The organism is Priestia sp. TRM10, assembly GCF_057808375.1.
The window spans coordinates 186,302-200,135 of sequence record NZ_JBJZOT010000013.1; the positions used below are offsets into that span (position 1 = coordinate 186,302).

Genomic DNA, 13,834 nt, shown 5'->3' on the forward strand with positions numbered 1-13,834 from the left:
AAAAGTTTAAAATTTTTTTAAGAAAACGCTTTTATCTCGAAAGTTGATTTGAAAATAAAAGAATAGGGGGATAGAACATGGGAAAATGGCGCCTATTATCTTTGCTCAGTTTTGTTATCCTGTTTCTTTCTGGCTGTGGTGAGCCTTTTATATCAACGCTTACCCCAGCTGGTGAAGTAGCAGACGCACAGTATGAACTTATGCTTTTAAGCACAGCCATTATGGTTCTAGTCGTTGTAGTTGTGACAATTATTTTTATCTACGTTATTATTCGTTTCCGACGAAAAGGAAGAGAAAGCTATCTTCCAAGACAGGTAGAAGGAAATCATAAGCTAGAAATTTTGTGGACCGTTATTCCAATTTTACTGCTTGTTATTCTTGCTGTACCAACTGTTTCCTACACGTTCAAATTAGCGGACACAAGAGAAATGAAGAACGCGAAAAATCCAGAAGATGCAGTGGTTGTAAACGTAAGAGCTAATTTATACTGGTGGGAATTTGAGTATAAGAATCAGAAGATTATTACTTCTCAAGACCTTGTTGTACCAACAGATGAAAAAGTTTATTTTAATTTGCAAGCTTCAGATGTAAAGCACTCTTTTTGGATTCCAGCTGTAGGAGGCAAGCTTGATACAAATACAGATGGAACAAACAAGTTTTATTTAGAGTTTGATAGTAAGAGATCTAAAGAAGCAGGAAACGTATTTTATGGGAAATGTGCTGAACTTTGTGGACCTTCACATGCATTGATGGATTTTAAAGTAAAAGCGGTTGATAGAGAAAGTTTTGATCAATGGGCTAAAAATCTAGCAAATACTAAACCTGAAGTAACAACAGCAGAAGCGAGCGCTGGAGAAGAAGTATTTAAGCAAAACTGTCTAAGCTGTCACGCCGTTGATGCAGGAGATAAACGCCCTGCTGAAGCAAGAACAGCTCCAAATCTGGCAGGCTTTGCAGATCGAGAAAAAATTGCTGGTGTTTTAGATCACAATGAAGAAAATCTGAAAAAATGGATTGAAAATCCGGAATCAGTTAAGCCAGGAAATAAAATGACAGGAACATATAAAGAATTAACTCCAGAACAAGTTGATGAATTAACACAATACTTACAAACATTGAAGCTTAAAGAATAGCACAATTCTAAAGTAAAGGAGGATGTTCACGCGTGAGTACATTAGCGAATACAAAACCTAAGTCTGTTTTATGGGATTACTTAACAACGGTTGACCATAAAAAAATTGCCATTCTTTATTTAGTTGCAGGCGGTTTTTTCTTTATTGTTGGTGGCATTGAAGCAATGCTTATTCGTATTCAGCTTGCTGTTCCTGAGAATACGTTTGTTGGAGCTGATACGTACAATGAGTTGATGACAATGCACGGAACCACGATGATTTTTTTAGCTGCCATGCCACTTATATTTGCCCTTATGAATGCCGTTGTCCCTCTGCAAATTGGAGCGAGAGATGTTGCTTTTCCATTTTTAAATGCACTTGGATTTTGGCTGTTTTTAATGGGTGGAATCTTTCTTAATCTTGGCTGGTTTTTAGGTGGAGCTCCTGATGCAGGATGGACATCTTATGCATCTTTATCCTTGCACTCCCCTGGCCATGGTATTGATTTTTATACGCTTGGTTTACAGATTTCTGGGGCAGGAACGCTCATTGGCGGGATTAACTTCTTAGTCACAATCATTAATATGCGTGCTCCTGGCATGACATATATGAGGATGCCTCTTTTTACATGGACCGTTTTTGTTGCTTCGGCCCTCATTTTATTTGCTTTTCCACCGCTTACTGTCGGCATTTTTCTTATGATTTTTGATCGCCTTTTTGGTGCTAATTTCTTTGATCCGACCCTTGGTGGAAATACAATTATTTGGGAGCACCTTTTCTGGATATTTGGTCATCCTGAAGTATATATTCTTATACTTCCTGCATTTGGTGTTTTTTCAGAAGTGTTTGCAACGTTTTCAAGAAAACGTCTTTTTGGATATACATCAATGGTATTTGCCATTGTGCTTATTGGATTTTTAGGATTTATGGTATGGGTTCACCATATGTTCACAACAGGACTTGGTCCAATTGCAAATGCAATATTTGCTGTTGCAACAATGGCGATTGCTGTACCAACCGGAATTAAAATCTTCAACTGGCTTTTGACAATGTGGGGCGGAAGTATTTCATTTACAACGCCAATGCTTTACGCTGTTTCATTTATTCCTTCGTTCGTTTTAGGAGGCGTAACAGGGATCATGCTTGCAGCTGCTCCTGCTGACTACCAATATCACGATACATACTTCGTTGTTGCTCACTTCCATTACGTGATTGTTGGTGGTGTTGTACTTGGTCTTCTAGCTGGTGTTACCTATTGGTGGCCGAAAATGTTTGGGAAAATACTTGACGAGAAACTTGGGAAAATTACATTCTGGTTATTTTCAATTGGTTTTCACCTTACGTTCTTTATTCAGCATTTTGTTGGATTAATGGGAATGCCGCGCCGCGTATGGACATTCTTAGATGGGCAAGGGTGGAATACAGCAAACTTAATCAGCTCAATTGGTGCTGTGTTTATGGCTGTTGCTGTGCTTATTTTAGTGATTAATGTTATTAAAACGAGCATAAGCAAACAACAAGTAGATGGCGATGCATGGGGAGACGGTCGAACGCTTGAATGGGCTATTCCATCTCCACCGCCTGAATACAATTTTAAGCAAACACCTCTCGTTCGTGGTCTTGATCCATTGTGGATTGAAAAAATGGAAGGAAGAAAGGAAATCGTTCCAGCTGAGCCAGTAGGAGATATTCATATGCCAAATGGTTCTATCTTACCGCTTTTAATGTCCCTTGGATTGTTTATTGCGGCAATTGGATTTCTTTATCGAAATGACTATGCTTGGGGAGATCCGATTGGAGCAGGAGGGTTATTTATTACATTCGCTTCTATGTTTTTAAGATCTTGGATTGATGATCATGGCTATCACATTCATAAAGAAGAGCTTCTAGATGAAGATGAAAAGGAGGTTAAATAATTGAGCGCAGAGGAAAAGTTAACAAGAGAAAATTTCCCTGAATCTCCTGAAAAAGCAACACTAGAAGGAAAGAACAAGTTTTTAGGGTTTTGGCTCTTTCTTGGCGGAGAGACCGTTTTGTTTGCTTCTTTATTTGCGACATACTTGGCTCTAAAGGATTCCAATGCTGGAGGAGCAACGTCTCAAGACTTATTTGAGCTTCCAATTGTATTTATTGCCACAATGTTGTTATTAACAAGCAGTTTAACAAGCGTATACGCGATTTATCATATGAAAAACTTTCAATATCGTAAAATGCAGGTTTGGTTTATTATTACAATTTTACTTGGAGCGGGATTTTTGGCACTTGAGATCTATGAATTCAATCACTATGTACACGAGTTTGAGTTTACATTTAAAAGCAGCGCATTTGGATCTGCTTTTTATACGCTTGTTGGCTTTCATGGAGGGCACGTTGCGGTTGGATTAAGCTGGTTTATTACCCTTTTAATCCGAAATGGAAGAAGAGGGCTAAGCTTATACAATGCGCCTAAATTCTACGTCGCAAGTCTTTATTGGCATTTTATCGATGTTGTCTGGGTCTTTATTTTCACAGTCGTATATTTAATGGGAATGGTGGGATAAAACATGACGACAGAAGAAAAAAATGTAAGAGGCGATTGGGAATATCGCCTTAAGAAAAACAGGGATGAGATGAGAATGCAAGTTGTCTCCTTTTCCCTTATGCTTTTTTTAACATTAGTCGCTTTTTTTGCAGTCTCCTATGATAAATACTCAGCTTGGTTTATCGTACCGTTTATTTTATTGCTTGGTGTTGTGCAAGTGGTCTTTCAACTTTACTATTTTATGCATATGAGTCATAGAGGTCATGGAACAGCAGCATTCTTTTTGTACTCAGGTGTTTTTGTTGCTTTCTTAACAGTACTGACATTTTTAACGATTGTTTGGATTTGAAACTACAAAAAGGATCAGCAGTATGCTGATCCTTTTCTAACATTTATGTAGAGAAAGGAGAAAGAACATGTCTAATCTTGATATATTTGGCTTTCGCGCGCTTTTTAGTCCTTATTTCTTTCTGTTTCTTGTTTTTATTACTCTTCTTTATTTTCTCATAGTCAATAAGGGCTACAGTCGATTTAGGAAAGGGAAAAAAACTTCATGGCAAACGAAAATGTTTTTTGTACTAGCAATTGTTACTCTATATATTATTAAAGGAAGTCCTGTTGACCTTCTTAGTCATCTTATTTTTAGTGCTCATATGACGCAAATGGCTCTTTTATATTTAGTTGTGCCTCCTCTTTTTATTCTTGGTATTCCATCATGGGGATTTGAAGTTATGCTGTTTAATAAGCGGATTAAACCGCTCTTTTCATTTGCTACAAAACCGCTTATTTCTTTGATTTTATTCAATGGTGCTTTTTCGTTTTATCATCTTCCTCTTATCTTCGATTTTGTAAAAACAAATGCTTTTATACATGGCAGTGTAACAAGTTTTCTTTTTGTATCTTCTTTTTGCATGTGGTGGCCTCTTATGAATAAAGTAAATGAAAATGACATGTCAGGGATTAAGAAAATAGGTTATATTTTTGCTAATGGGGTTTTACTGACGCCTGCATGCGCGCTTATTATTTTTGCAGATACTCCGCTTTACGAGACATATACCTCTCCTGATGCATGGTTACAGGCAATGTCGCTTTGTGTGCCAGTGGATATGTTAGGTTCATTAAATATATCAGGTCCAGAAATGTTTAATACGCTTCCGCCATTAGAAGATCAACAGCTTGGTGGGGTTTTGATGAAAATTATTCAAGAAATTGTATATGGTTCTATTTTAGCGTACGTCTTTTTTGGATGGGCCCGAAGAGAGCGAGCAAAAGATGCTATCTCACCGCTTCCCGACGATTTTTCCCCCTCTGAGCATATTGTGAACAAATAGAAACATTTGAAAGTCATTCTACCTCGCTTTACAATATAAAGGAAAAGCAAAGGGGGAAGAAAAGATGAATGTAGAAAAACTAATAGATGAGAGAGATTTTAAAAAATCAATTGAGCTATCTGATTATGCTTTTCAGCGGGGATTTACAAAGGAAGAGAAAAAACTTCGTCTTCAAAGAATGCAGGAAAACTTAGTGCTCGGCATCAAAAAAGAAGAAGAACTTGCAGCAAATCTCCAAGTCCTTTCATCAGAAGTATGCATAAATGGGGAATATTATTCGATGGGAGGCATTGCAAGCGTTGGGTCTTATCCAGAACATCGACGTGGAGGACTTGTTACAAAGCTTTTGGAAGCTTCATTTGTAGAGATGAGGAAAATGGGCCAAGTTATTTCTTATCTTCATCCGTTTAAAGTAAGTTTCTATCGCAAATATGGATACGAAGTTTTTGCAGACGAAAAACAGTATACAATCGAAAATGTTGATCTTAAACAATTTCAAGAAGGAGAAGGACGTATTGTACGACTTTCTTTTGAAGAAAGTTTGCCAGCGCTACAATTTTTATATAAAAAAGTGCAGAATCACTATAGCGGAACATTAAACAGAACAGAGAAGTGGTGGAGAGAGAGGATTTATAAAGAAGGAGATTACTACATAGTATGCAAAAATAAGGAGGATCAAGAGGAAGGGTATCTTCGCTATGAAATCAACAACCGTACTATGATTGTACATGAGTATGTAAGCATAACCGTAGATGCCAAAAAGTCTATATGGAACTTTATTTGTCAACACGATTCAATGGTTGATAAAGTCACAATTAAAGCAGCGAAAAATGATATCCTTGCCCACCTTTTGGATAATCCTCGTATTGAACAAAAAATATGGCCGTATTTTATGGCCCGAATTATAGATGTTGAAAAGTTTCTATCTCTTTACAAGCTCAGCATGAAAAGGGACCTTCTTTTGAACGTTCAGGATAGTTCGGCTCCATGGAATGAGGGAACTTATGCTATTTCTGACGGGAAAGTGAAGAAACTGAAAGATGGAGAGCAAGGAGGATTAAAGCTTTCTGTTGGTCCTTTGACTGCAATTTTGCTAGGGTATATAACACCAATAGACCTTTATTATGGAGGACAGATTCACGGTGACATTTCAGATGTGGAAGCGCTACAAGAAGCAGTAAGAAACGTGAAACCAACTTATTTTCCGGACTTCTTCTAAAATAAAAAAGACGAAAGAGTTTAAACTCTTTCGTCTTTTTTACTTTGTTGTAAACTTCCAAGTTCGCCTTCAATATCAAGAAGCAGTGATTCACATTGTTCGACAAGATGAGCTGGAAATGTTTCGCCTTCACCGTATTCCACTCCGTGGGGATAATAATGTTTGCCAAGAAGAGGAGTTAAAAGTTGTAAATTTGCTTTATGTGCTCCTACATCGCCTTCAATCACAAAAGCTTGGACGCGCAAGTAGTACGTATCAGATTGAATCTCAAACTTTCGATCGTATGTAACACGTTCATAATCCCAGCCCTCTGCTCGAATAAGACCGTGCTTTTCCATGATGTAATCAAGGCGATCAAGTGGAGCGGTTAGACCATCGAAATCAACTTGTTCAAAACGCAAAAGACTTCACTCCTTTTTATCAAACATATTCTTTTCTTAATCATAGTATGTGTGGAAAAAACTTTCAATGAAAACGTTCTCTTTATAGATATTTTTTTCAAAAAAACAGCGTACATAAGGTGAAAGAATTAACTCATACTAACTATGGGAAGAGGTTCCTAATCGTTTTAGAAAGCTTGGAATTTTCCTGAAAAAACAACAAGAAGCGAGGAGAAAACGAATGGAAACTGTACGCGATATTATGAGTCATCATACGGACTGCTGTACAACTCAGGATAACATCTATGAAGTAGCTGTAAAGATGAAAGAACTAAATGTTGGAGCTATCCCTATTCTTGATGGAAATAATCTTGTAGGGCTAATTACAGACCGTGATTTAGCAATTCGGGCAATAGCTGAAAAAAGACCAAATTCTTCTCAAGTTACAGATGTTATGAGTCCTAATTTAGTAACAGTAACACCAAACGATTCATTAGAAAAAGCAGTTTCTTTGATGGCAGAGCATCAAGTTCGTCGTCTACCTGTTGTAGATAGCAACAAGCTTGCAGGAATTGTTTCATTAGGAGACATAGCGTTAAATCAGTACTCAAACGAAAAAGCAGGTTTAGCGCTTGTGGAAATTTCGAAAGAACTAAACTTTTAAGAAGCCGAACTAATGAGCGACAGAAAATATCTGTCGCTCTTATTTTGTAACTCGTTTTTAAAAAGCTAAGAAGGTTATAATAAGAAGTATTCACTGTTTTAAAAGGGAGAATAAAAGCACAAAACATAAAAAGAATGTATGATACATAATAAGAGTGAAAATAATAAGCTGTTGAACATACATGATATATTAGTGTAGATAGAGAGAAGGTGGAAAGTTGAGAAAGATATTTTTTGTAATTGCGGTTATCGCTATTTTTTATGCGGTAAGCAGTATACCTTTTAAATCCAACGATGAGGAAAAAAATCAGCAGAAGGAAGAAGCAACGTTTAGTGACCAAAAAGAAGAAGCATCAATAAGTAAAGAGTCTATTTTATCTTTAATTGGTAAAAATAAAGATGATGTTTCAGAACGCTTTGGCAAACCAGACCGAATCGATGAATCACAATATGGTTATAAATGGTGGATCTATCGTTCTTCTCCTTCCTCATATATGCAAATTGGTGTAGAAAAAGATAAAGTTGTTATGGTATATACAATTGGCGATAACGTCAATGTCGCCCCTTATTCCATTAATGAAACGAGGCAGGAAGTGATGAAACATACACCTGTTTCTCCACAAGTTCAATTCAACTATAAGGGAAATATGTATCAATTTGAAATGTCTGAAGCAGATATGCAGATGAAACCTCTTATTCAATACGAAGACGTATTTGTCCAGCTTTATTTTGATCAATATACAAACAAAATATCAAGTATAAGAGCAATGGATGCTAAGACCCTGATCGAACAGCGTCCTTATGAGCTTACATATCGAGGGGAACTTATAAGTGCAGAAAAACCTTCTAAAGAGATTCAAGAAGAGATTCAGCATGGGAATGAACAACAAATTTTTGATATTACAAACGTGATTCGGATTAGACATGGCCTAAATGAGCTAGGATGGAGTGAAGGAGCTGCTAAAGTAGCATATGGACACAGTACAGATATGAAAGAAAATAATTACTTTGATCACGTTTCTCCAACGTTTGGAAAGTTAGCTGATCGCCTAGAAAAAGGAGGCGTCCCTTATGATACAGCAGGGGAAAATATCGCTGCCGAGTATCAGGATGGAATTGCAGCTGTTGAAGGATGGCTTAATAGTGAAGGTCACAGAAAAGCTATGTTAAATCCAGATTTTGATAAGCTTGGAGTCGGTGTTAATGAACAATACTACACACAAAATTTCATTGCTGAAAGAAATTAGACATGGTCTAAACTCGTCCTTTCTTACATAAAGTTTAGTAGTGAGGAGGGACGAACATGAAGCGATGGATAACGTTATTCTGCATGATTCTTTTGTTGCAAAAAGGAGTGACTGTGCAAGCAGAAAGCAGTTGGAGTACGTTGAATGAACTTGCCGATCAGGCTTTGTCCTTAGCGCAGCAGGAGCATTATAAGGAAGCCATCACATTTATGGACCGTTTTAATGACGAGCTGACTCCAGTAAATAGAGAAAGTTTGCATATTTCAACAGAGCAGTTTCGAATTTTACAATATAGTCACAGTCTTGCGTTACAAGCGTTAGAACAAGGAAACAACGAAGAGGAACCAAGTGCAAAAGTGATGCAGTTCCGGCTTTTGGTCGATGCGCTTCAAACGAATCATCAACCACTTTGGACAGAAATGGAAGAAGAGATGTTAAGTACTTTTGGGAAGTTAAAGGAAAATGCTGAAACTGGCGATCAGGTTGCATTTCAAGAAGATTTAGCCGTGTTTTTGCAGCAATATGATCTTATTCTTCCAAGTGCACAAGTTGATCGCAATCAGCAAGATATTGAGAAAATGAATGATCACGTTGCTTTCCTGAATAATCAAAGCCTTGAGGCGATGAGTGATGGAGAGAAAGAAGCTTATTTCAAACAAATTGAAAAAGATCTTCAGACGCTTTTTGAAAAAGCTCCCTTTCAATCTGATGTTTCTCCATTTTGGGTAATGATGACAATAGGAAGTATTATTGTGACGACTCTTCTTTACGTTGGCTGGCGCAAATATATTGGAAGCCAGACAATTCATAGTTCTTATTAGAGGAAGGCAAATCTTTTGACATGAAGCGCTCCCTTTAATAGAATGAGGATAAGTAAATTTAACTATGTGGAGGCGTATAAATGGGAATGCTCATTTATTTTATAATCATCATCTTAGTTCCAATTTTAGCGAGTTGGAAAGTAAGAAGTGCTTACAAGAAATACTCTAAAGTTCATAGTTCTTCAAATATGACAGGAGCAGACGTTGCTCGTCGTATTTTGAACGACAATGGAATTTATGATGTCACAGTTGAACCAGTTGGCGGGACTCTTTCAGACCACTATGATCCACGTGCAAAGGTTATTCGTTTATCAGAGGATAATTACTATGGAACATCAGTAGCAGGAGCGGCTGTTGCAGCCCATGAAGTAGGGCATGCGATTCAAGACCATGAAAGCTATGCGTTTTTAAGACTTCGTCATTCACTTGTTCCAGTTGCTAATATCGGTTCGAATTTTTCTTGGATTTTGATTTTTATCGGAATTATAGCAGGAATGTCAAATCTTCTGTTATTGGGAATTGTATTTATGCTAGCCGCTGTAGTATTCCAAATTGTTACACTCCCTGTTGAGTTTGATGCGTCAAATCGAGCAATGGCTCAGCTTGTCTCTTCAGGGGTAATTCGAAATGATGAGGAACGCCGCACGCGTAAAGTGTTAAATGCAGCAGCCTTAACATATGTAGCAGCAGCAGCTGTAGCAGTGCTTGAGCTCGTCCGACTTGTTTTAATTTATACAGGAATGTCAAATAGCGAAGAATAAGAAAGAGCCGTCCAGCTGGACGGCTCTTTTAACGTTGTAATGGCATCTTATTTTCATCAAGTGTAAAACCTTCTCCAAGCACGTCATGAACGGTTGTGAAAGCAACGAAGGCATGTGGATCAATAGATGTGACAGCTTGCTTTAATCTAAATACTTCGTTTTTCCCGACAACACAATAGAGGACGTTCATATCTTGTTTAGAAAATGAACCTTGGCCTTTTAAAATTGTGACCCCTCTGTCCATCTCCTTCAAAATACGTTGTGCAATTTTATCATTTTCCTTTGAAATAATGGTGGCCCCTCTTGCTGTATAAGCACCTTCTTGCATCACGTCAATAACGCGTGCAGCAACAAACACAGCAACAAGCGTGTACATTGCTTCTCTAAAATCTAAATATGTAATAAGTGAAAGAGCAATTACACCAAAATCAAACATAAACATCGTTCGCCCCATATTCCATCCTACATATTTATTTACAAGACGAGCGATAATATCGACACCGCCTGTTGTGCCTCCAAATCTAAAGATAATTCCGAGTCCTACTCCAATGAAAACACCTGCAAATAGAGCAACAAGGGTCATATCATTTTCGAGATGAAAATTGATAGGAAAACGCTGGAATATCCAGAGAAATAGCGAAAGCCCTACTGTTCCAAGAATTGTATAGATAAAGGCTACGCGTCCAAGCAATTTCCATCCAATGAAGAAGAGTGGAATATTTAAGACAAGGTTAGAATAAGAAGGATCAATCTTAAAAAGGAAAAATAATAGCAGGGTAATACCTGTAAATCCTCCTTCAGCTAAATTGTTTTGCATGTTGAAATTAACAAGCCCAAAGCCAAAGATAGCGGTTCCAAGCAAAATAAATACAATGTTAGTTATACGCACTCCTTTAAGCATAAAGCCCCTCCTTTTTAACGTAGTATTCAACACCTATCCTACCATAGAAAAGAGAGTTGATAGTGACAATTGCTATTTTTAAAGCTAGAATAATTGTCAAGAACGTTCTCATTCGCTAACATATGAACAGAGGAAGCGTTTTTACAACTCTCTTAGTATGAACGAGGTGAAACAATGGAAAACAAATCAATGAAAAGAATGCAGCAAGAGGTAGACGAATATATTGGTCAATTTAAAGAAGGCTATTTTAGTCCTCTTGCGATGATGGCTCGTCTGACAGAAGAGCTTGGTGAACTTGCTAGAGAAGTCAATCATTATTATGGAGAAAAACCGAAAAAAGATACAGAAAAAGAAAAAGCAATGGAAGAAGAAATCGGAGACGTTCTTTTTGTGCTTATTTGTTTAGCCAACTCGTTGAACATTAGCTTAGAAGAATCGCATAATCTTGTGATGAATAAATTTAATACGCGTGATGCGAATCGTTGGACGAAAATTGAGGAGGATAAGTAAGATGAATAAAGTTAAAGTTGTAGTAGCAGGACCACGAGGACGTATGGGGATAGAAGCCCTTCACTTAATGAAAAACACGGAAAATTTTGAGCTTGTAGGAGCTATTGATCGTATTAATGAAGGAAAGAAAATTAGTGATGTAGAAGGATTACCGGCAGTTGATGCTCCTATTTATACAGATATTCATACATGCTTAACAGAAACAAAGCCAGATGTTTTAGTTGATTTGACAACACCTGAAATTGGACGATTACATACGAAAACTGCACTTAGCTATGGGGTGCGCGCTGTTGTAGGTACAACTGGTTTTTCTGAAGAAGATTTAACAGAGCTTAAAGAAATGGCAGAAGAAAAAGGGGTAGGCTGTATTATTGCTCCTAACTTTGCAATTGGTGCGATCTTAATGATGAAGTTTTCACAAATGGCAGCTCGTTATTTTTCAGACGTAGAAATTATCGAGCTTCACCATGACCGCAAACTTGATGCTCCGTCTGGAACAGGGATTAAAACAGCAGAGCTTATTTCCAAAGTACGTGAACCAAAGAAGCAAGGGCATCCTGAAGAAAAAGAAATTATAGAAGGAGCACGTGGAGCAGAATTTGATGGAATACATCTTCATAGCGTTCGTCTACCAGGACTTATTGCACATCAAGAAGTGTTATTCGGACGCGACGGAGAGTCATTAAAGATTCGTCATGACTCTTATAATAGAGCGTCCTTCATGTCAGGTGTTGAGCTTTGTGTGAATACGGTAATGAACATTGATACGCTTGTTTATGGACTTGAAAATATTATCGAATAGAAGGCGGGAGAAGAGATGAAAATTGCGCTAATTGCTCATGATAAGAAAAAAAATGATATGGTCCAATTTGTGACAGCATATCAAGAAGTTTTAAAAGATCACGAACTTTTTGCAACAGGGACAACAGGTTTTAGAATTCAAGAAGCAACAGGCCTTGATGTTCATCGCTTTCAATCTGGTCCTCTTGGAGGAGACCAAGAAATTGGGGCAATGGTTGCCAACAACAAGATGGATATGGTCCTCTTTTTCCGTGATCCTTTAACAGCTCAGCCTCATGAACCAGATGTAACAGCCCTTATTCGTCTTTGTGATGTTTACGCGATTCCGCTTGCAACAAACATGGGTACAGCTGAAGTACTTATTCATGGGCTTCGTCGTGGAGATTTGAAATGGCGCACAATTGTTCATGAAGAACAGAAAGGAAATCTTTAATGAAATTGAAAATCGGTATTGTTTGTTACCCTTCCGTTGGTGGATCTGGAATTGTAGCAACAGAACTCGGCAAATTACTTGCTGAAAAAGGACATGAGATCCATTTTATTTCTTCAAGCATGCCATTTCGTTTAAATAAAGTGTATTCAAATATCTACTTTCATGAAGTGGAAGTGAATCAGTATTCTGTTTTTAAATACCCACCATATGATTTAGCTCTTTCGAGTAAGATTGCAGAGGTGGCAAAGCGTGAGAAGTTGGATCTTCTTCACGCTCATTACGCCATTCCTCACGCTGTTTGTGCTTTCTTAGCAAAACAGATGGTTGGAGAGCATTTGAAAGTTGTGACAACCTTGCATGGAACGGATATTACTGTACTCGGTTATGACCTCTCCTTGAAGAGTATTATTAAGTTCGCAATTGAAAATTCTGATGAAGTAACAGCTGTTTCCTCTTCACTTGTTAAACAAACGTATGACCTTATTGCTCCTCAAAAAGAGATTCATACGATTCATAACTTTATTGAACAGAAAGAAGAAACAGGGGAAGATGTTTCACTGCTTAAAAAAGAATATGGAATTAAAGAAGGAGAAAAAGTCCTTATTCACGTTTCAAACTTTAGACAAGTGAAGCGGGTAACAGATGTTGTACGAGCTTTTTATCATGTTCAACAAAAGGTTGATGCGAAGCTTTTACTTGTTGGAGATGGCCCAGAGATGACGGCTGTTTGCTATCTTGTTAAAGATCTTGATATTGTAGATAAAGTTCTTTTTCTTGGAAAACAGGAAAATGTGGATGATCTTTATGCTATTAGCGATCTTAAGCTTCTTCTTTCTGAAAAAGAAAGCTTTGGCCTTGTTTTATTAGAAGCAATGGCTAACGGTGTTCCATGCATTGGGACAAATATTGGCGGAATTCCAGAAGTTATTGAAGATGGGAAAACAGGCTATATCTGTGAAGTTGGTAATTATGAAGAAGCTGCCGAAAAAGCTCTATCTCTCTTACAAAATGATAGTTTGTATGAAGAAATGTCGGCTTCTGCTCTTCGTTCCGTATGGAGTAAATTTTCTTCAAAAGATATCGTCACGCAATATGAGGAGCTTTATGAAAAAGCGTTAAACAGAGTGAGGTGAA

The 13,834-nt window shown here is 37.5% G+C and carries 16 protein-coding genes; 14 read left to right on the forward strand and 2 right to left on the reverse strand.

Annotation, left to right across the window (positions count from 1 at the left end):
* Positions 1 to 77 precede the first annotated feature (77 nt).
* The 6 genes from coxB (at position 78) to ACK3CR_RS12260 (ending at position 6,183) form a co-directional block, all read left to right on the forward strand.
* Positions 78 to 1,133: a cytochrome c oxidase subunit II gene (gene coxB / locus ACK3CR_RS12235; protein ID WP_243513752.1), complete on the forward strand. Its 1,056-nt coding sequence runs from the start codon at positions 78 to 80 to the stop codon at positions 1,131 to 1,133.
* Positions 1,134 to 1,165: 32 nt separating this feature from the next.
* The gene (gene ctaD / locus ACK3CR_RS12240; protein ID WP_243513748.1) at positions 1,166 to 3,028 is read left to right on the forward strand and encodes a cytochrome c oxidase subunit I; all 1,863 of its coding nucleotides are present in this window, start codon (positions 1,166 to 1,168) and stop codon (positions 3,026 to 3,028) included.
* Entirely contained in the window at positions 3,029 to 3,652 is a 624-nt protein-coding gene (locus ACK3CR_RS12245) for a cytochrome (ubi)quinol oxidase subunit III (RefSeq protein ID WP_019393020.1), read from the forward strand.
* Positions 3,653 to 3,655: 3 nt separating this feature from the next.
* On the forward strand, positions 3,656 to 3,982 hold the full coding sequence (gene ctaF, locus ACK3CR_RS12250) for a cytochrome c oxidase subunit IVB (RefSeq protein ID WP_488975492.1): 327 nt from the start codon (positions 3,656 to 3,658) through the stop codon (positions 3,980 to 3,982).
* 67 nt (positions 3,983 to 4,049) lie between these two features.
* On the forward strand, positions 4,050 to 4,964 hold the full coding sequence (gene ctaG, locus ACK3CR_RS12255; RefSeq protein ID WP_243513745.1) for a cytochrome c oxidase assembly factor CtaG: 915 nt from the start codon (positions 4,050 to 4,052) through the stop codon (positions 4,962 to 4,964).
* Positions 4,965 to 5,028: 64 nt separating this feature from the next.
* The gene (locus tag ACK3CR_RS12260) at positions 5,029 to 6,183 is read left to right on the forward strand and encodes a GNAT family N-acetyltransferase (protein WP_488975493.1); all 1,155 of its coding nucleotides are present in this window, start codon (positions 5,029 to 5,031) and stop codon (positions 6,181 to 6,183) included.
* Between the two features lie 20 nt (positions 6,184 to 6,203).
* Here the strand turns inward: ACK3CR_RS12260 and ACK3CR_RS12265 are convergent, their stop codons facing one another.
* Positions 6,204 to 6,584 (reverse strand): YugN family protein, encoded by a 381-nt coding sequence (locus ACK3CR_RS12265; protein ID WP_243513738.1) that lies wholly within the window; start codon positions 6,582 to 6,584, stop codon positions 6,204 to 6,206.
* A gap of 220 nt (positions 6,585 to 6,804) precedes the next feature.
* Here ACK3CR_RS12265 and ACK3CR_RS12270 point away from each other — a divergent pair, with 220 nt between their 5' ends.
* The 4 genes from ACK3CR_RS12270 (at position 6,805) to ACK3CR_RS12285 (ending at position 10,055) form a co-directional block, all read left to right on the forward strand.
* Positions 6,805 to 7,227 carry a CBS domain-containing protein gene (locus tag ACK3CR_RS12270; RefSeq protein ID WP_019393025.1) on the forward strand — a complete coding sequence of 141 codons (423 nt, stop codon included), beginning with the start codon at positions 6,805 to 6,807 and terminating at the stop codon, positions 7,225 to 7,227.
* A gap of 217 nt (positions 7,228 to 7,444) precedes the next feature.
* Positions 7,445 to 8,473, forward strand: coding sequence for a CAP domain-containing protein (locus ACK3CR_RS12275; RefSeq protein ID WP_488975494.1), 1,029 nt, complete (start codon positions 7,445 to 7,447; stop codon positions 8,471 to 8,473).
* 56 nt (positions 8,474 to 8,529) lie between these two features.
* The gene (locus ACK3CR_RS12280; protein ID WP_328123392.1) at positions 8,530 to 9,294 is read left to right on the forward strand and encodes a sporulation protein YpjB; all 765 of its coding nucleotides are present in this window, start codon (positions 8,530 to 8,532) and stop codon (positions 9,292 to 9,294) included.
* Between the two features lie 80 nt (positions 9,295 to 9,374).
* Complete coding sequence (locus ACK3CR_RS12285; RefSeq protein WP_061803570.1) at positions 9,375 to 10,055, forward strand: zinc metallopeptidase; 681 nt, start codon at positions 9,375 to 9,377, stop codon at positions 10,053 to 10,055.
* 28 nt (positions 10,056 to 10,083) lie between these two features.
* On the opposite strand, the gene ACK3CR_RS12290 is transcribed toward ACK3CR_RS12285, so the two are convergent.
* Complete coding sequence (locus ACK3CR_RS12290; protein WP_019393029.1) at positions 10,084 to 10,956, reverse strand: YitT family protein; 873 nt, start codon at positions 10,954 to 10,956, stop codon at positions 10,084 to 10,086.
* 174 nt (positions 10,957 to 11,130) lie between these two features.
* On the opposite strand from ACK3CR_RS12290, the gene ACK3CR_RS12295 reads away from it, so the two are divergent.
* Genes ACK3CR_RS12295 through bshA form a run of 4 tightly spaced genes read left to right on the forward strand, consistent with a single transcriptional unit; the run spans position 11,131 to position 13,833 of the window.
* Complete coding sequence (locus ACK3CR_RS12295; RefSeq protein WP_019393030.1) at positions 11,131 to 11,466, forward strand: nucleotide pyrophosphohydrolase; 336 nt, start codon at positions 11,131 to 11,133, stop codon at positions 11,464 to 11,466.
* A 1-nt stretch (position 11,467) separates the two neighbouring features.
* Positions 11,468 to 12,268: a 4-hydroxy-tetrahydrodipicolinate reductase gene (gene dapB / locus ACK3CR_RS12300; RefSeq protein ID WP_243513726.1), complete on the forward strand. Its 801-nt coding sequence runs from the start codon at positions 11,468 to 11,470 to the stop codon at positions 12,266 to 12,268.
* Between the two features lie 15 nt (positions 12,269 to 12,283).
* The gene (gene mgsA, locus ACK3CR_RS12305) at positions 12,284 to 12,700 is read left to right on the forward strand and encodes a methylglyoxal synthase (protein ID WP_019393032.1); all 417 of its coding nucleotides are present in this window, start codon (positions 12,284 to 12,286) and stop codon (positions 12,698 to 12,700) included.
* The gene (gene bshA, locus ACK3CR_RS12310; protein ID WP_243513722.1) at positions 12,700 to 13,833 is read left to right on the forward strand and encodes an N-acetyl-alpha-D-glucosaminyl L-malate synthase BshA; all 1,134 of its coding nucleotides are present in this window, start codon (positions 12,700 to 12,702) and stop codon (positions 13,831 to 13,833) included. Before mgsA ends, bshA begins: the two co-directional genes overlap by 1 nt.
* The last annotated feature ends 1 nt before the right edge of the window (position 13,834 follow it).

What these genes read in the sequence shown, in the direction of transcription:
- coxB (WP_243513752.1), top strand. Translation starts at nt 78, where the DNA reads ATGGGAAAATGGCGCCTATTATCTTTGCTCAGTTTTGTTATCCTGTTT.
- ctaF (WP_488975492.1), top strand. Translation starts at nt 3,656, where the DNA reads ATGACGACAGAAGAAAAAAATGTAAGAGGCGATTGGGAATATCGCCTT.
- ctaG (WP_243513745.1), top strand. Translation starts at nt 4,050, where the DNA reads ATGTCTAATCTTGATATATTTGGCTTTCGCGCGCTTTTTAGTCCTTAT.
- ACK3CR_RS12260 (WP_488975493.1), top strand. Translation starts at nt 5,029, where the DNA reads ATGAATGTAGAAAAACTAATAGATGAGAGAGATTTTAAAAAATCAATT.
- ACK3CR_RS12270 (WP_019393025.1), top strand. Translation starts at nt 6,805, where the DNA reads ATGGAAACTGTACGCGATATTATGAGTCATCATACGGACTGCTGTACA.
- ACK3CR_RS12280 (WP_328123392.1), top strand. Translation starts at nt 8,530, where the DNA reads ATGAAGCGATGGATAACGTTATTCTGCATGATTCTTTTGTTGCAAAAA.
- ACK3CR_RS12285 (WP_061803570.1), top strand. Translation starts at nt 9,375, where the DNA reads ATGGGAATGCTCATTTATTTTATAATCATCATCTTAGTTCCAATTTTA.
- ACK3CR_RS12290 (WP_019393029.1), bottom strand. Translation starts at nt 10,956, where the DNA reads ATGCTTAAAGGAGTGCGTATAACTAACATTGTATTTATTTTGCTTGGA.
- ACK3CR_RS12295 (WP_019393030.1), top strand. Translation starts at nt 11,131, where the DNA reads ATGGAAAACAAATCAATGAAAAGAATGCAGCAAGAGGTAGACGAATAT.
- dapB (WP_243513726.1), top strand. Translation starts at nt 11,468, where the DNA reads ATGAATAAAGTTAAAGTTGTAGTAGCAGGACCACGAGGACGTATGGGG.
- mgsA (WP_019393032.1), top strand. Translation starts at nt 12,284, where the DNA reads ATGAAAATTGCGCTAATTGCTCATGATAAGAAAAAAAATGATATGGTC.
- bshA (WP_243513722.1), top strand. Translation starts at nt 12,700, where the DNA reads ATGAAATTGAAAATCGGTATTGTTTGTTACCCTTCCGTTGGTGGATCT.